Below are 18,820 nucleotides of genomic sequence, written 5' to 3' on the forward strand. Positions count from 1 at the left end.
ATATAGCATATCAAACATAGGTTGGTGGTCAGCACAATGAGCATGGACAAACCGGAAGACCGTAAGGAATTAATCTATTTCCAGGAGCTGTGGGCGGAATCCGCCCTCGTTCCGCAAGCCCCGGCGATCCTCTCTAAGGAAGAGGCTAAGGCAATGCTGCTGTTTATGGAGGCAGGGGACAGGGAAGGACAGGCGGCAGTGAGGGAACTCAGCCGGGATTTCACTGTAATTACCGTACTGGCGGCAAGCACCTTCCACAAACAGGACGGTCATACTTACACGATCAATCCTGCGGTGGAACAGGATTATACCGCTGTGCTGGCTGAAGCTGCCAGGGACAACCTGCAAATCGCCTATATGGCGATGCTCTGGAAGAATACCGCGCCGCTGGATGATCCACTGACACCGCCGGATACCGGTGCTATTTTCACTATTTTTCATTGGGTTCAGGCCTTTCATGCCCTTAAGCTGCGGCTGAATATCCGCTGGCTGTCCGTCTCCCGGAGCGGCGGCGGAGAGCAGCCTGCAATCGAAGCTTTGGGAGCCTATGGCAGCTCGCTGCAGCGGGTATATCCGCGTCTTCGCTTCACTCATATCGGGCTGCAGGATGGAGAAGCGAATCTGGCGGAACTCATCCGGGAGGAAAGCCTGCTGACCCGCTTTGCTTTTGCACATGAAGTGAGATATACGGGTGGCTGCCGATTGGAGCAGCGATTCAGCGAGCTTAACCTGGGGACAGACGGGCCTGCTCTGCTGAAGCAAGGCGGCGTGTACATGATTTCCGGCGGAGCCGGTGCGCTGGGCATGATCCTGAGTACTCATCTTGCGGAGAATTACGGGGCGAAGCTGGTTCTGCTGGGCAGAAGTCCGCTTACAGCCTCAGTGGAGGATAAACTGGCGGCCTTGCGTGACTCCGGTGGAGAAGCGCTGTATCTGACCTGCGATATTGCGAAGCCCGCTGAAGTACATTCGGCAGTCCGTCTGGCCAAGCAGCATTACGGAGTCCTTAACGGTGTGATTCATGCGGCGGGCCAAGCGAGCCATCAGCTTATTTTTCAGAAAAGCACGGCCTCCTTCACAGAGATTCTTCAGCCGAAAATCGCGGGTATTGCTGCTCTGGATGAAGCCACGCAGCAGGAGCCGCTGGATTTCTTTGCCGCCTTCTCCTCGACTTCATCCCTGCTTGGGGATTTCGGACAATGTGATTATGCCGTGGCGAACCGGTTTTTGGACCGGTTTTGCCGCCGCAGGCAGCAAAAGGCCGAGAAGGGCGAACGGCAGGGCAGAAGCCTCTGCCTGAATTGGCCGCTATGGGAAGCGGGCGGAATGCATCTGGACAATCAGGGGGAACAGCTCTATCTGCAGACTTCCGGAATGGGGTATTTAACAGAGGCGCTGGGCATCAGCGCTTTTGAAGCCATCCTGGCGGGCCGGGAGCAGCAAGCTGCAGTAGTATACGGGGAACGAACAAGGCTGGAAACGCAGCTGAGGCTGGAGCCGAAGGAGGCCGAGCAGGCCAGAGGAGGAATAGCGAAGGTGGAGGAGCATACGGGGAATACAACGGAGTCCATAGAGGAACAGGTAATGCGCGATGTGCTGCACCTGGCGGCGCAAATTTTGCAGACACAGCCCGGCAGGCTGAACCCGGAGGAGAACATGGGCGATTTCGGCTTTGATTCGATTTCACTGAAGGAATTTGCCGACGGGTTAAGCGAGCTGTATGACATTGAGCTGTCCCCGGCTGTCTTTTTCGCCAAAACCACACTGAGCGAGCTGACCCCGTTCCTGCTGGAGGAATTCAGCCGGGAGGTTCAGGCTCATTATGCTGCGGCGACTCCTGTGACTGATTCACTTGAGCAGCAGATACGTATTGCACCGCTGGCGGCACAGGAGGCAATCCAGCCTAATCCGCAGATTGATCCTGCTGCACTATCTGTTCCGGCGGCACAATCCGTTCCGCAGGAAGATCCTGCCGGTCTGCCCCGCTCCAATGGAGCAGGTGCAGGTATAAGGGAGGCACAGCCGCCCGTGCTGCTGCCGCTGGCACAGAAATTCTCCGGCCGCAGCAAGACCAGCCGCATAAAGGCCGTGCCGGAAGCTGCGCTGCGGCGGGATGTGGCGGTGATTGGCGTGAGCTTCAAGCTGCCGGGCGCAGACACGGCGGAGGAGCTGTGGAATTTCCTCGAGCACCAGGAGAATCAGATCCGGGAGATTCCTGCAGACCGCTGGGACTGGAAGGCCTATTACAGTACCGACCCGCAGGCTGAGAACCGCACCAATTCACGCTGGGGCGGGTTTATCGGCGGCCATGATACCTTTGACGCAAAGTTCTTCCAGCTGTCGCCCCGCGAAGCGGAGCTGATGGACCCGCAGCACAGATTATATATTCAGGCGGTCTGGAAAGCGGTGGAGGACAGCGGATATAAAATGTCTACACTTTCCGGGAAGCCGGTGGGCGTATTCTCCGGGGTACAATTTACCGATTACCAGCAGTTATTGTCCGCGAATATGGAGAAGATTCAGGCCCAGTCCAGCATCGGCAACGCAACGGCCTTGCTCAGCAACCGCATCTCTTACCTGTTCAATTTCAAAGGGCCCAGTGAATCAATTGATACCGCCTGCTCCAGCAGTCTCGTAGCCTTGCACCGGGCGGTGAAATCCATTCAGCACGGCGAGAGCTGCCTTGCGCTGGCAGGCGGGGTGAGCCTGATGCTTGATCCCAATACCTATGTAGGTGCGGGAGTCATGGGGGTATTCTCACCGGAGGGACAGTGCAAAACCTTTGACCGCAGTGCGAACGGCTATGTCAAAGGAGAAGGCGTCGGCGTCGTAGTGCTGAAGCCGCTGGATCAGGCCGTAGCAGATGGCGATCACATTTACGGCGTGATCAAAGGCACAGCCGAGAATCACGGCGGCCGGGGTCATTCCCTTACCGCTCCCAATTCGGATGCGCAGGCTGAGCTGGTGGTTCACGCCTTCACCGAAGCGGGTGTAGATCCGGCTGCGGTATCGTATATCGAAACGCATGGAACGGGAACGGAGCTGGGCGACCCGGTGGAAATCAACGGGCTGAAAAAAGCCTTCTCCGAGCTGTACCAGAGCCGGGGACAGGCTCCGGCCCCCGGTCCGCAGATCGGTCTCGGCGCGCTTAAGACGAACATTGGACATCTGGAGCCGGCTTCCGGTATTGCCGGAGTGATTAAGGTTCTGCTATCCCTCTCCAGGGGCAAGCTGCCGGGTAACCTGAATTTCAAGGAGCTGAATCCTTACATTCAACTGGAAGGCTCCCCGTTCTACGTGCTGGAACGCACGAAGACCTGGGAGGCCAAGGTGGACGCGTCTGGCCAGTTCTTACCACGCTGCGCGGGTGTCAGCTCCTTCGGCTTCGGCGGCACGAACGCCCATGCCGTCATCGAGGAGTATGTGCCGTCTGCGGCTCCTGCGCAAACTGCGGATGAACCTATAGTATTCCTCCTGTCGGCCAAGAACCATGACCGGCTGCGCGAATACGCTGCACTCTTCCGCGGCGCTCTAGCCGAGGCTGTAGATATGCGAGGGATCGCCTACACGCTCCAGGTGGGACGCGAAGAGCTGGAGGAACGGCTGGCTATCTTCGCAGCTACTGCGGAGGAGCTGCGGGACAGGCTGGCCGCCTATTGCGGCGGATATGAAGCATCCGGCCTGTACACGGGCAGCGTTAAGAAATCCCGTCCAGAGACAGGAGCTGAGGACTATTCACAAGCGGTTATCGCCCATGCCTTGGCGGCTGCGGATCACGTTACCCTCGCCAAGGCATGGACAGCCGGAGCCCGTATTTCCTGGACCGAGCTATACGGGAATGCGCGTCCGGCGAGAGTTTCCTTACCGAGCTATCCGTTTGCACAGACCCGGTATTGGATGCCGCTGAAGAAGGCAGACCCCGCTTCCGTCAAGACTGTGGTCTCGGAGCCAGCCTTGCACGCCCTGATCGACCGCAACCTGTCGACGCTGTATGAACAGGAGTTCGGAAAGACCTTTCAGGGCGACGAGTTCTATCTGGCGGATCATGGGCATGTTCTGCCAGGCGTTGTCTATCTGGAGATGGTCCGGGCAGCCGGAACCTTGGCCGATCCTAAGCATGCTGTAACCGGAATCCGCAATGTGGTCTGGTCGAGTCCGGTGCTTGTGGACAAGGAAGCGTTACTGGTCAGAACAGCTGTGCAGCCCGGACCCCAAGGGATTGACTTCAGGATTTACTCCGAGCAAGGCGGGCAGCGGGTGGAGCATGCCCAGGGCAAGCTGGAGCTGGGTTCTTCCGGGGGCTTCCGGCAGGAGAGCCTGGATATCAACGCCATAATTGGCAGAAGCAGCGGAGGGGAGCAGGAAGCTCGTGCCTATTATGAGCTGCTGGGCAGCCTGGGCGCTGAGCTGGGCAGCCGGTTCTCGGGGATTCAGGCTTTGTACTGCAATCCGTCCGAAGCCGTCTCCAGACTGGCTGTTCCGGATAGTCTTCTGTCTACACTGGACACTTATCAGCTGCACCCGACCCTGACCGATGGAGGCCTGCAGTCTGCGGTGGCTTTTGCCTACCAGACCGGGCTGATTGACCGGCAGGTGCTGTTTGTACCGTTCGTGCTGGGACAGCTCGAAATTCTGGATGCTTCAGTACAGCCCGCCTACGCCTATGTTCAGCGTTCGCCGGGTCAGGGACTGAAATTCGATATCGCTTTTGTGGCAGAAGCAGGACAAGTGGTTTCAAGAATGAAGGAGCTTGCCATCCGTCCGTTTCAGGTGAACCCGCTGGCAGGGGTCACCACAGCATTGCCGCAGCCGAATTCCCCCGGAGGTGAGCTGGTCTATTTGGCCCCGGGCTGGGTGGAGAGTCCCCTAGAGCCAATTGCGCTGCCGTCCGCACCGGGAACCAGACTACTGCTCATGGGCGGCGCTCTGGCGGAGAAGGAGGCGAGTCTGACAAACACACTTGGGGACACAGCCATTCGGGTGAGCTTTGGCTCAGTGTACAAGGCACTAGCCGTTAATCAGTTTCAGATTGATCCAGCCGATCCGGAGAGTTATACGAGACTGGCCGAAGCCTGCGGCATTGCTGAGGATACGAAGCTGCAGATTGTTTATCTGCTTAGCGGCACAGGCGCCCGGACGGTCAGAGAGTGTGTGGCTCAGGACGTCTATCCCGTGTTCCATCTGTCCAAATGGCTGGCTTCCTTCGGGTTCCGAAGCCCGGTCCGCTTGTTCTGCATATACCGCGATGAGAAAACGGTGGCCGCCTATAGCGCATTGTCCGGGTTCTTCCGCTCAGCCGTGCTGGAGAGTCCCAAATTGCAGGGCAGTCTGATCCATATTAAGGATCACAGCAGGTTGAATCATGTGCTGGAACAGGAGTTTTCAGGCAGCCAGCCTGAGCATGAGGTGAAATATGAAGCGGGCTGCAGATATACCCGCCAGTTAATCCCTGCACAGCCGCCCCGGGAGCATACGCGCAGGCTGAAGGCCCGCGGTGTCTATATGATCGTCGGCGGACTCGGCGGACTGGGCTATAGGGTTGCCGAGCATCTCGCAGAGAATTACCAGGCGCGCCTGGTGCTGTGCGGCAGAAGCCCGGAAGGTGACCCGGCCAAGCTTGAGCGGCTGAAGTCGCTGGGTGCAGAGGCGGTCTATCTTTCGATGGATTTGGCCGATGCGAAAGCGGTGGAGCTTACGGTAGCGGAGATTAAGAATTTGTTTAACCAGCTGGATGGAGTTATTCATTGCGCCGGAGTAATCAAGGATTCGCTGCTGGTTAAGAAGAACATGGCGGATATTGCCGATGTGCTCAGTCCCAAGGTATACGGAACCGTATATCTGTACCGGGCGTTGTCACGGGAAAATCCGGAGCTGCTGTTCGTGCCCTTCTCCTCCTCAACCGCCTTAGTCGGAAATATCGGCCAGAGCGATTATGCCTATGCCAACAGCTTTTTGGATCATTATGTGGCGCTGATGAATGAGAAGCGGGGCAGAAGCGATACCGCAGTGAACTGGTCCTTGTGGGAAAATGGCGGCATGCAGGTAGACGGCGCTACCAGGGAATTGCTCTGGTCAAAGTTTGGGATGAACCCGCTGTCCGATGAACAGGGACTGCGGGCCCTGGAAGACAGCCTGTCCTTCCGGGAGGGCCAGGTGATGGCGGTATCGGGAGACAGGGAGAAGCTCATCCGTACCTTCACCGGCCAATTTCGCCAGGCCAGCCGGCAAAGCCGGCAGCCGGAAGGCAGTTTCGCCGCTGCGGCCGCTGCGTCTGGGGATAACGGACGAAGCCATCAGCTGGAGGAAGCGCTCATCGGCATCATGGCGGATATTCTCAAGAGCAGCCGGAGTGAGGTCAGCCGGGATTCTGATCTCAGTGAGCTTGGCTTTGATTCGATCTCGTTTACTGAGCTGTCGAATGCCATCAACCGGGCCTTAGGAGTGGAGATTACACCAACGCTGTTCTTCGAGCAGTCTACTCCGGCGGCCATTGCGGAAGCGATATACGGTGAATACCGGACGGTGATTGACCTTCATTTTGCACCGCCGGAACGAGGCGGCGAACGCCTCCCGGTTCAGGCCCTGCAAGCGGAAGCACGGCAACCCTACCTTCAGCCGGAGACTGCATTCAGGCTGCTGCACCGCAAACCGGATACCTCCTTGTTCCCGGACCTGGCGGATCGATCAGGGCGGAACACCGGTGCCCTGCCGGACACCAGGGAGCCTATCGCTATCGTGGGCATGAGCGGGATGATGCCCGGAGCGGACAATCTGGAGCAGTTCTGGTCCAATCTGGAAGCACAGAAGGACATGGTCACGACCATTCCTGAAGACCGCTGGAGCTGGCAGAACCGCTACGGCGACCCGCGCCGGGAGACGGGCAGAACCGATGTGAAATACGGTGCCTTCCTTAAGCGCATCGACACCTTTGATCCGCTCTTCTTCGGCATTTCGCCGGTGGAAGCGGAGAAGATGGACCCGCAGGAAAGACATATGCTCCAGACCGTATGGCATACGCTTGAGAATGCGGGCTACAAGCCGGAGGAACTGTCGGGAACCCGGACCTCGGTATTCATCGGGGTATCGAACGGGGATTATCAGGAGCTGCTGCTGAAGGATGAGATTGCCACCACGCTGACCCGCACGATGCTGACGAACCGGATTTCTTATTTCTTCAACTGGAGCGGACCGAGCGAGCCGATTGACACGGCCTGCTCCAGCTCGCTGGTAGCCATCCACCGGGCGGTGGAATCGATCTGGCATGAAGGCTGTCCATATGCAGTCGCAGGCGGAATCAATCTGATTGCCAGCCCGAACCTGTTCATTGCCGGCAGCAGCCTGGGGATGCTGAGCAAGGACGGGAAATGCAAGACCTTCGACAAGGACGCCGACGGATACGTGAGAGGTGAAGGGGCTGGGGCTCTGCTGCTGAAGCCGCTGTCTGCCGCGCTTAGGGACAAGGATTATATTCATGGCGTGATCCGGGGAACAGCGGTCAACCACGGCGGGAAATCGAATTCGATTACTTCCCCGAATGCCAAATCCCAGGCGGAAGTCATTATCCGCGCACATGAGCGGGCAGGCATAGACCCTTCCACGGTCACTTATATTGAGACGCACGGAACAGGCACCAGCCTGGGCGATCCGATTGAAGTAGAGGGACTGAAAAAGGCATTCAAGGCTCTGTATCAAGAGTGGGGCAAGCCGGAATCAGAGCTGCCGCAATGCGTAATCGGCTCGGTCAAAACAGCAATCGGCCACCTGGAATCGGCGGCAGGCATAGCGGGTGTAAGCAAAGTGCTGCTGTCCATGAAGCACGGGAAGATTCCGGGCAATATTCACTTCAAGGAGCTGAATCCCTATATCAAGCTGGAAGGCAGCGGTCTTAGCATTGCAGGGCAAACTGCCACATGGAAGCCGCTCACCGGCAGCCGGGGCAGCGAGATTCCGCGCCGGGCGGGCATCAGCGCTTTCGGTGTAGGCGGAAGCAATGCGCATATTATTCTGGAAGAATACCGCAATCCGCCGGTTGAGCTGCCTGCAAACAGCCGCTCCCGGCACATCATTATCCTGTCTGCCAAAAGTCAAAGCAGTCTAAAGGAGAACAGCCGCAGACTCCAGGCCTTTGTCGCCCGCAGCCTTGCGGGAGAGGCGGCCCTTCCTGCGGAGGACAACGCCCACAGCCTGGAAACAAGCCTGCGGCGCGATGTCATTGCCTTGTTCAGACAGGTGATGGTTCTTGACGGTGAGGACATTGATCCTGCGGCGGAGCTCGAGGAATACGGACTGGACGCAGTCAAGAACGTGCAGCTGCTGGAATTACTGAAGGACAAATTCACTCTCGAATTCAAGGACGCCGTGTACGGCTTCTCTTCGCTGAATAGTCTGGTGATGTTCCTGTTGCAGCACGATCCCGAGGGGATCAGCAGTTACTACGCGGCGGGACGCAGTAGAGTGCACCTGGAAGGAACTGCTCTGCCGGATAGCCTCACCCTGGAGCAGCTGGCTTACAGTCTGCAGACCGGACGCGCTGAAATGACGGAACGGCTGGCCATTGTGGCCGACAGCCTGAGCATGCTTCACGGGAAGCTGGGAATGTACCTGTCCGGGCAGCAGGGTCAGGCGGGCATACATGAAGGACAGAGCAGCCAGCGCTCGGCGCTCAGCAAGCTATTCGACGGCGAAGAGAGCCGCTTGTTCATGAATGAGCTGCTGCTGGGAGAGAAGCTGGACAAGATTGCCCAGCTATGGGTGCAGGGCGTTGCCATCGACTGGACGGCCTGGTACCCGCAGCCGCTGCGCAAGACGCCGCTTCCCGAGTATGCCTTTGATGAGGAAAGATACTGGCTGCCCGGACCGGACCGCATAAGTGCGCAAGAATCTGCCCTAAGCCCGGCTCATGCTCCGGAAGCAGAAGCACACACGGAAGAAGAGCCGGTTGTTCTGGATGACGATCAGCTGCTGTTGTGGCTGAACAAGGTACACAAAGGGGAAATAAGCGCCGAGAACTTAAATCTGTTAGTGGGGGATCTCTTGGAATGAGCACCTATTCGAGAATGCAGTTGTTAAAGCTGGTGGAGAACCAGCAAATGTCTCCGGAGGAAGCATTGAAGATCATCAGGGAGAACAGTCAGCGTCCTGCAGGCCAGCCACAGCATCAGCCGCAGCCGCCGATCCAAGAGGAGCCGCTTAACGCGGCTCCTGCGGAACGGCAGGATTTGGGCTCGCAATTGAACAAGCTCCTGGTGGAGGGAGTAGCCACACTGCTTAAGGTACCGGCGGGCAAAATCCACCCGGATGCCGACTGGAAAAGCTTTGGGTTTGATTCCATCAGCTTCACAGCCTTTCACAGCTATCTGACGGAGAAGCTGGAATTCAGCTTTCCCCTGGATGTCTTCTTTGAATACAGCACAATCCACACCTTAACCGGGTTTCTGCTGACCCAATCCTCCGGTGCAGAGGTCAGCTTCAGCGGGGAGCCTGCAGTACAGCCTACGGGTCACCTGCTTTCTCAAAGCCCCGCTGAGACTGGAAAGTTCACCCCTGCCCGGCAGGATTCCCTGTGGCTGGTCAACAGTGCGGATACCTTTTTCCTCGACTTCTGGAGCAAGCTTGCTGACTCCTCCATCAACGCTCCCGGGACGGGTTATCCTCCGCTGTCCACAGCTGAGCTGGATAGTGTCCCGCACAAATACATCCAGCTACTGGTGAATACCTCGGCCGGTCAGAAGATGGAGGTAATAATCTCCGGTCAGGGCAAGCCGCTGGTCATTGTCGGAGGTGTGGGTATGGCTTCGCCGATGATTCTGCATCAGCTCGATTATTTCTCAAGCCGCTGCCGGGTCATCAGTATCCATAATCCGGGCTGCGGACTCAGCGAGGATATCGACAATTACTCGCTGGAGCACAGGGTCAAGGTGATTGCGGAGGTGCTGGACAATCTGGGAGTGAACGGGCCGGTGGATTTTGTCGGCATTTCCTGGGGGGGGCTCGTCGGGCAAACGTTCAGCGTGGAGTATCCGGAGCGGGTTTCCAGCCTGATCCTGGTCAGCTCCATCTATGAAATCGTCAATGAAAATCCGCAAATGAATGCCGATGCGGCGATGAGGAAGGATCTTGAAGCGGTCCCGCGCGGGGACGATTCTCTGGAGCTGATGGAATACGGGAAAAGCATCAACAAGCAGATTTTCACGAAGTACATGGAATATTATCTGCCCGGCAATCACAAAAGCTACTCGACCATCCAGCTGATCGGCCGCATTCAGGTGCCGGTACTGATCGTATATGGCAAGAACGACACTATCATCAATACCCGGCAATCCAAAGAAATGGCAGTTGCAATTCCGGGGGCCCGCTGCGTTGAAATGGAGGACGCCGCCCACTTCCTGTTCATGACGCATCATGAGCAGCTGCACCGGGCGATGGAAGAGTTCATCTTCCTGCCGGAGGCTGAACCCTTCAGCCTGCGGGACAGCTACGCGCAAATTCTGGATGCTGAGCAATCGCGCAGAGCAGAGCTGGACATACGGGGAATCGAAGGCTACGAGGGACTGGAAGAGCGTCTGAATGAGCTGTGCATGAGCTATGCCTACCGTTATATCAGGCAGTGCGGTCTCGACACCACTCCCGGCACGATTCATGACCGGACAGAGTGGGTGAAGCGGCTGAAGATCCTCCCCGGGTATACCAAGCTGCTGGACTGCATGATCGACATGCTGGCGGAAGACGGCGTGGTGAAGCTGCTGAACAGCCGCGTCAAATTCATCAAGGCCGAAGCGGAGATTCCGCAGCCGCAGGAGCTGTATGAGGCCTGTCTGCACGATTTCCCTGAGTTCCGGGGGATGCTCCAGTTCCTGGATTATTGCACCGGCAATTATAAGGATGCGCTCAGCGGACGGATCCCTCCGGTCAGCGTGCTGTTCCCTAAGGGCAGCTCGGACGCCCTGGAGCGGAGCAACCGGGATACCGTGGAGCATGGCAGGGAACGGGTCTATGCCCGGGTGGTGCATGATATTCTCTCCATGCTGATCTCCAGGGGCGGAGGCGGCGGACCGCTCAATATTCTTGAGGTCGGCGGCGGAACCGGACTCTTGACCCGGCAGCTGCTGGATCTGGCAGAACTCCCGAATGTGAACTACTATTTTACCGATATCGGCGAATATTTTGTTAACAAGGCGAAGGATGATCCCGAATTCACTTCCCTGCGCTTTAAGACTTTTGATATCAGCAAAAATCCGGCAGAGCAGGGCCTGGCACTGCACAGCTTTGATGTTGTGCTCGGGCTGAACGTGGTCCATGCCACTAAGGATATCGGCGGAACGCTGACCAATCTGCGGCAGCTGCTTGTACCGGGCGGCATGATGATGCTGATCGAGGCCTGCAAACGCCTGCGCTGGGTGGATATGGTCTGGGGGCTGGCCGAAGGCTGGTGGATGTTCGAGGACCGGAGCTTGCGTGATAAATCTCCGATTATTGACCCGTATGCCTGGGAAAAAGTATTCGTGGACGCCGGTTACCAGGACATTCAGGTCTTCCCTGGCGACGATGAACGGCGCTTTATGGCCGACTGTGTTCTTATCGCAGCGCACAAAAGGTAAAAATTCAAAAATATGATACTAATTTTAACATTATACAGCATAAACATTCATTGACATTGAAGGAAATCGTAGATGATAATTTAGTAGATTCATAAAGAAAATTGTGGAAATATGACAAACCAGATTTTCGAGGAGGCGGACATGGAAGCAACGTATGATCTGTTTACCATCAAAACGCAGTGTATGACTTTTTCTAACTACGCTTATCTCGGAATTGACAAGACCTCCCGTAAAGCTTTTGTTGTTGATCCGTCCTGGGATGTATCGCAGATGATTCAGATTTTGGAGAAGCAGGGCGCTTCCCTGGAGGCTGTACTGCTGACGCATTCTCATTTCGATCACACCAATATGGTCAAAAAACTGGAAATGCTCTATCATCCGTCGGTCTATATTTCCAGAACAGAGGCGGACTACTACAGATACCGCTGCACCCGGCTCAGAACCGTTGAAGACATGGACCGGATACGTATCGGGGACACCCAGATTACTTGTCTGGTGACTCCAGGGCATACGCAGGGAAGTGTCTGCTACTGGGGTGAAGACAACCTTTTCTCCGGGGATACGGTATTTATCGAAGGCTGCGGCTTATGCGACAGCGAGGGGGGCTCGGCAGAGGATATGTATTACAGCATCCACCGGCTGATCCGGCTGATTCCGGCACATGTGCGGGTTTTCCCGGGACATTCCTTCGGCGATCCGCCGGGCAAAGAGATGAGCTACCTCTATAAAAGAAATCTGTATTTCCAAATCGATGACATCAATCATTTTGTGAAATACAGGAACAGAAAGAACAATGCCAGAGTTTTTGATTTCAAATAAGCTGCTCAAATTCAGGAGGTACCGTAATGCACAGCGAAATGGTGTTTATGTTCTCCGGGCAAGGCTCGCAATACAACAAAATGGGTCTTGAATTGTACGAGAATCAGCCTGTGTTTCGTCAATCCATGGAACAGCTGGACCGTGTTTTTCATGATCTGACCGGCAAAAGCGTAATAGAAGAGCTATATCTCAACACCAAGCGCAAGGGTTCCAGATTCGAGGATATCCTGTATACCCATCCCGCGATCTTCATGGTTCAGTATGCGCTGGCGGAGACTTTGAAGGCTGAGGGAATGACTCCCCGCTATACGCTGGGTGTTAGCCTGGGGGAATATGTGGCGCTGGCGGTGGCTGGGGTGCTGACGGCTGAACAGGCGCTGGAGCTTATCGTGAAGCAAGTCGAGCTGCTCAAAAAGACCTGCAAAACCGGTGCGATGATTGCCATTCTGGACAATGAACAGCTGTATCACGGAAATGCGGAGCTGAACACCCGCTCGGAGCTGATTGCCGTGAACTTTGAGAAGCATTTTACAATCGCCTGCAAACGCGAGCATGTCAAAGAAATCCAGCAGTTTATCAAGGAACGTAACATCGCCAGTCTTAAGCTGCCTGTGAACTATGCCTTTCATTCCGCATCCATCGATGAACTGGAGGAGCCTTACCGTACATATTTGCAGAAGATTGACTACAAGACTCCAGCCCGGGGAGTCAGTCTGGTATCGGCTATGGCCGGGGGAAGCGTGAAGGCTGTGGGAGAGTCCTTTTTGTGGGATGTACTGAGGAAACCGATGAATTTCCGCGGTGCACTGGAGAGTCTGTCCTCCGGCGGGGAGCTGCTGTTCCTCGATCTGGGGCCGTCGGGTACGCTGGAGAATTTCAGCAAATACATTCTGGAGCAGCCACAGGCCCGGCAGGTACGGTCTGTGATTACGCCAATGGGCAGCGAGCTGAAGAAGCTCAATGAGATCGTGGCCGAGTATGGGCAAATGAACCTTACGAAGGAGGCGTGGGAGCCGAAGATGAAGATGAAGATGAAGTCATATTTATTCCCGGGGCAAGGCGCGCAGTTCATGGGTATGGGAGGCACGTTGTTCAAGGAGTTCCCCGAATATACCGCGATTGCCGACCGGGTGCTGGGCTACTCCATTGAAGAGCTGTGTCTGAAGAAGAGCAGCAGGCTGCTGGATACTACCGCTTATACACAGCCCGCGCTCTATGTCGTTAATGTCCTGTCCTATCTTAAGGAGCTGCGGGATTCCGGGGAGGCCCCCGATTTCGTAGCCGGACACAGCTTAGGCGAGTACAGTGCGCTGTATGCGGCAGGCGTGTTCGATTTCGAGACTGGACTTAAGATTGTGCAAAAGAGAGGCGCGCTGATGAACACGGCGACCGGCGGCGGTATGGCCGCCGTCATCGGCCTGACCGAGGAAGCCATTCACCGGATTCTCGCCGACCACCGCCTCGATAAGCTGGATGTGGCCAACCTGAATACGCCTACGCAGATTGCCCTTTCGGGGCTGATGGAGGATGTGCAGGCTGCCAAAGAGATTTTTGAACAGAATGGAGCTTCCGCTTATGTCGTGCTGAATGTCAGCGGCGCCTTCCACTCCCGGTATATGCGCAGCTCGGCGCTGCAATTTCAGGAGTTCCTCAGCCAGTTCGAGTTCGCTCCGCCCACTATTCCGGTTATCGCCAACTTGACGGCGCGGCCTTATTCCGTAGGCGATGCCGTACATTATATGACAGAGCAGATGGTCAGCAGCGTGAAATGGTCCGAATCGGTCCGTTACCTCATGGGCAGGCATCCCGAAATGGAGCTGACCCAGATCGGCCCGGGTCACGTCATCGCAGGCTTGGTCAGCAAAATCAAACGGGAAGCGGAGCCGCTGATCGTGGATGATGCCGCCGAGGCACGGCTGTTATTTGCCGAATCGGCATCAACTGCCGAAGCCGATACAGTAGCGGAAGCGGCTGAGCCTACCGCAGCAGTTGAAGCTCAGGTCACGGCTCAGCCCGCTGTAGCATTTGAAGCCCCTGTCACAGCTGAAGCTGTTGCAGCAGTTGAGGTACAGAACACGGCTGAAGCCGCGGAACAGGAGGATGCTTCCGAGAATACTGTAATCGTTCACGCTGCAAATGCCACAAATGAAGTAGATGCGATAAATGCAGTAAATGCGGTTGAGGTCTCAGAAATCCCAGAGGTCTCTAAGGAAATTGAACCGATCGCAGCTGCGGAAGCTCCGGCCGAAGATTTCACAGTGGAGCCGGAGCCTGTCCAGTCGCAGGAAGAGGCGCTGGTACAGACTGCCTTCACCGGAACCCGGCTCGGAAGCGCGGCATTCAAGCAGCGCTACGGACTGGATTATGCGTATTTGCTGGGAGGGATGAATGACGGAATCTCCTCCTCAGAACTGGTTGTACAGGCTGGCAAGACAGGCTGTCTCGCTTTTCTGGGCGCAGGCGGGATGAAGCCGGCAGAGCTTGCAGATGCCATCCGCCATATCCGCCGGGAGCTGGGGGACAGCAAATCTATTGGAGTTGCCGTAACCTATCATCCGATCTATCCGAACCGGGAGGAGGAACTGTTAGACCTCCTGTTGAGAGAAAAGATTCAGCTGGTTGAAGCCTCCTCGTACCTCACCCTGACACCGGCGCTTGTAAAGTACCGTTTGCTGGGACTTACGAGATCTGAGGATGGAAGTGTGCACCGCGCCAACCGGATCATTGCCAAGGTATCCCGGCCGGATATCGCTACACTGTTCATGCTGCCGGCTCCGGCCCGTATCGTGGACAAGCTGCTGGCTGACCGGCAGATCACGGCAGAGCAGGCAGAGCTGGCCCGGCTTGTTCCGGTGGCGGATGATCTTTGCGCAGCAGGAGATTCGGCAGGTCCGACCGATCAGGCCAATCTCATCAGCCTGTTGCCGACGCTATTGCGTCTGAAGAAGGAATTGTCCCGTACCTTCGCTCCGGTGCAGGAGATGCACATCGGTGCCGCCGGAGGGATTGGAACCCCGGAAGCTGCAGCTGGTGTATTCCTGATGGGCGCGGACTTTATTTTGACCGGATCGATTAATCAATGCACGGTGGAGAGCGGGGCAAGCCCGGAGGTGAAGGAGCTGCTGGAGCAGGTGAATGTCTACGACATGGCCTATGTTCCTTCTCTGGAGCTGTTCGAGCTGGGCGGCAAGGCCCAGGTGCTCAAGAAGGGGCTGTTCTTCTCGGCAAGAGCCAACAAATTGTATGAGCTGTACCGTAATACCGGCTCTATCGCGCAGCTGGACAGCAAGACGAAGTCTCAGCTCGAAGATAAATATTTCGGCCAGCCGATGACGGACGTTCTGGAGATATGCAAGCGCGGAATGTCTGCGGAGGAGAGGGCTGCTGTCCAGGGAGATTCGAAGCAGCAGCTGGCGGCCGTCTTCAAATGGTATATCGCCAGAGGCAAAGCCTCCGCCATCGCCGGCGAATCCGGCAATAAGGTCAATTACAGCATTATGTGCGGTCCGGCCATGGGAGCCTTCAACCAGTGGGTGAAGGGTACACCGCTGGAAGCCTGGAGACACCGCCGGGCTGGCGAGATTGCTGTCAAGATGATGAACGGGGCTGCCCAGATCATAAAAGGAGAGGTTCTTGTATGAACAAAGACCAGGTACTGGAGATTATGAAGAGTAAAATGATCGATATCCTGCCGGATTTGACAGCAGAGCAGATTCACAGGGAAGCAAGCATGAAGGACCTCGGCGCGAACTCCATTGACCGCTTTGATATTATTTCCGACACCATGGATGAGCTGAACATTAAAATCCCGCTGCTGCAGTTCGGGAGCCTGAAGAATATCGGGGAGGTCGTAGATTTCCTGCATGAAAATCTATAACGGTGCAACAGGCTGGCGGTTTGAGGATTTCCGCCCGGTGACGGTCACCGGGATGGGGGTCCTCAGCGCGGCGGCAAGCGGTATAGAAGCCTTCGGGCGATCCCTGAAAGAAGGCCGCAGCGGAATTGGCTATCTTCAGGGATTAACCTATCCGGACGGACAGCCGCTGATCGGCGCTGAGCTGCGCGAGGAAGGGCTGCAGGAATCCTTCCGCCGCTATGAAGGGGATTTATCGCGGAATGCCGGCCGGTTGTTCAGAATCTCCGGCAAATCGGTTAAGGCTTCCGCACTGGCCGGAGCCGAGGCATGGCAGCAGGCGAAGCTGAATGTAAGCAGGCCGGAGGCAGAGCGGATCGGCCTGATCATTGCCGGAAGCAATATTTCTCCGGCGGTCAGCTATGCAGCAATGATGGAATGCGGACACCAGCTGGAGCTGCTCCATCCCAGATATGCGCTGAATTACATGGATACCCATCAGCTTGGGGTACTTAGTGAAATGTTCGGCATTCAGGGAGAGGGGGCGACGATTGGCGGCGCCTCAGCCAGCGGCAATGCGGCGGTGCTGAGGGCAGCGCAATTAATCCAGCTCGGGATTGTCGATGTCTGTATGGTTATCGGACCTTTGGCCGATCTGTCCCCGCTGGAGCTGCAGGGCTTCCTCAATATTGGGGCGTACGGAGGCCGCAGCTTCCATGATGCACCCGCCGCAGCGTGCCGGCCGTTCGACAGCAGGCATGAAGGCTTCATCTTCGGGCAGGCTTCCGCCTGCCTGATCCTGGAGGGGGCGGACAGTGCCCAAGCCCGGCAAGTGGAGGTACTGGCGACTATAGCCGGCGGGGCGGCTGCTCTGGACGGACACAGCCTGTCTGATCCGAGCGAAGATGGACAGGTGCGGACGATGGAGCAGGCGCTCCGCACTGCCGGAATCGCCCCCTCTGTCATTGATTACATCAATGCGCATGGCACTTCTACACCGCTGGGGGATGTGACGGAGCTGAAATCAATCTCACGGGTGTTTGGCGGCCAGCTAAGTCACATCCGGTTGAATTCGACCAAAGCGCTGACCGGACATTGCCTGTATGCGGCCGGAGTGGTGGAAGCCGTGGCGACGATCCTCCAGCTGCAGGGGGATTTCCTTCACCCGCTGCCCTCTCTGGAGGACCCGATCAGCCGGGAGCACTATTTCGCTTCCAGCCTGGCGGAACCGGCGGAATTTACTTATGGGCTTAGCAATTCCTACGGCTTCGGAGGAATCAATACCAGCATTATCATCAGAAAAGGAGCAAGCTGAATGCGAGTAGGAATTGAGAGTATCAACTTTTACGGGGGACCGGCGGTGATCTCAGCCCGCAGTATCTTTGAAGGCAGAGGCCTTGACCTCAGCCGGTTCGATAATCTGATGATGGACCGGAAATCGGTGGGTGTAGCCTGCGAAGATGCTGTAACAGGCGGAGTCAATGCGGCGAAGCCGATCATCGATGCCTTAAGCGAGGAGGACAAGAACCGGATCGAGCTGGTGATTACAGCCAGCGAGTCCGGTGTGGATTTTGGCAAATCGCTCAGTACCTATATCCATGACTATCTGGGGCTGAGCCGCCATTGCCGGTTGTTCGAGCTGAAGCAGGCCTGTTACGGCGGAACGGCCGGGCTGCACATGGCTGCCTGCTTCATCGCCTCGGGTGCTTCCCCCGGAGCCAAGGCGCTGGTCATCGCCACGGATGTAGCGAGAGCAGCAGCCAAAAGCACCTACGGTGAGCCGACTCAGGCTGTTGGAGCCGTGGCCATGCTCATCAGTGCCAATCCGGAGATTCTGGAGCTGGACTTCGGCGCAACCGGACATTACAGCTATGAGGTGATGGATACCTGCCGGCCGCTGCCGGAGATCGAGACCGGGAACCCGGATTTGTCGCTGCTGTCTTATCTGGACTGCCTGGAGAATGCCTATAAGAATTATAAGGAGAAGGTGGACGGCGTCCATTTTCAGGAGACCTTTGATTTTCTGGCCTTCCATACGCCCTTCGGCGGCATGGTCAAAGGCGCTCACCGCAAGCTGATCCATGAGGAGCTGAAACTGAGAGGCGCAGTAGTCCAGCAGGACTTTGACAAAAGAGTCGCCCCGTCCCTGACCTACGGCATGCAGGTGGGCAATGTCTATTCCGCAGCTTTATACCTTAGTTTATGCAGTTTGATTGATCAGGCAGACATTGCGGATTACCGCAGAGTCGGGTTATTCTCCTACGGCTCAGGCTGCTCTTCCGAATTTTACAGCGGGGTGATTACGCCGGAATCCGTAAGGAAGCTAAGTACGATGAATATTCAGGCGGGGCTGGACAGCCGTTATGAGCTCAGCTTTGAGGAATATGACGACATCCTGGACCAGAACGTCGAGTGGCTGTTCGGAATCCGGGACAAGAAGGTGGATTTCTCCGCATTCAGCCGTGTCTATGATCACTTTTTCAAGGGCAAAGGTTATCTGGTTCTGACCGAAGTCGATGACTTTCACCGCAAATATGCGTGGAGCTGACAA

7 protein-coding genes are annotated in these 18,820 nt (G+C 56.4%); all 7 read left to right on the forward strand.

Annotated features, from left to right (window positions below):
• Positions 1 to 36 precede the first annotated feature (36 nt).
• The 7 genes from GC101_RS00830 to GC101_RS00860 all read left to right on the forward strand — a co-directional run bounded on the left by GC101_RS00830 (position 37) and on the right by GC101_RS00860 (position 18,817).
• Positions 37 to 9,042 (forward strand): SDR family NAD(P)-dependent oxidoreductase, encoded by a 9,006-nt coding sequence (locus GC101_RS00830; RefSeq protein WP_171715714.1) that lies wholly within the window; start codon positions 37 to 39, stop codon positions 9,040 to 9,042.
• Positions 9,039 to 11,597: an alpha/beta fold hydrolase gene (locus tag GC101_RS00835; protein WP_171715715.1), complete on the forward strand. Its 2,559-nt coding sequence runs from the start codon at positions 9,039 to 9,041 to the stop codon at positions 11,595 to 11,597. Before GC101_RS00830 ends, GC101_RS00835 begins: the two co-directional genes overlap by 4 nt.
• Positions 11,598 to 11,738: 141 nt before the next feature.
• The gene (locus GC101_RS00840) at positions 11,739 to 12,416 is read left to right on the forward strand and encodes an MBL fold metallo-hydrolase (RefSeq protein WP_039291928.1); all 678 of its coding nucleotides are present in this window, start codon (positions 11,739 to 11,741) and stop codon (positions 12,414 to 12,416) included.
• A gap of 26 nt (positions 12,417 to 12,442) precedes the next feature.
• Complete coding sequence (gene fabD, locus GC101_RS00845) at positions 12,443 to 16,057, forward strand: ACP S-malonyltransferase (protein WP_171715716.1); 3,615 nt, start codon at positions 12,443 to 12,445, stop codon at positions 16,055 to 16,057.
• Positions 16,054 to 16,293, forward strand: coding sequence for an acyl carrier protein (locus GC101_RS00850; RefSeq protein ID WP_039291935.1), 240 nt, complete (start codon positions 16,054 to 16,056; stop codon positions 16,291 to 16,293). The genes fabD and GC101_RS00850 overlap by 4 nt, the downstream gene beginning before the upstream one ends.
• Complete coding sequence (locus tag GC101_RS00855; RefSeq protein WP_171715717.1) at positions 16,280 to 17,584, forward strand: beta-ketoacyl synthase N-terminal-like domain-containing protein; 1,305 nt, start codon at positions 16,280 to 16,282, stop codon at positions 17,582 to 17,584. Before GC101_RS00850 ends, GC101_RS00855 begins: the two co-directional genes overlap by 14 nt.
• Entirely contained in the window at positions 17,585 to 18,817 is a 1,233-nt protein-coding gene (locus GC101_RS00860; RefSeq protein ID WP_171715718.1) for a hydroxymethylglutaryl-CoA synthase family protein, read from the forward strand. It abuts the gene before it with no gap.
• The last annotated feature ends 3 nt before the right edge of the window (positions 18,818 to 18,820 follow it).

It is taken from the genome of Paenibacillus phytohabitans (assembly GCF_013141775.1).
In the GTDB taxonomy this organism is placed as follows: Bacteria; Bacillota; Bacilli; order Paenibacillales; family Paenibacillaceae; genus Paenibacillus_AQ; species Paenibacillus_AQ phytohabitans.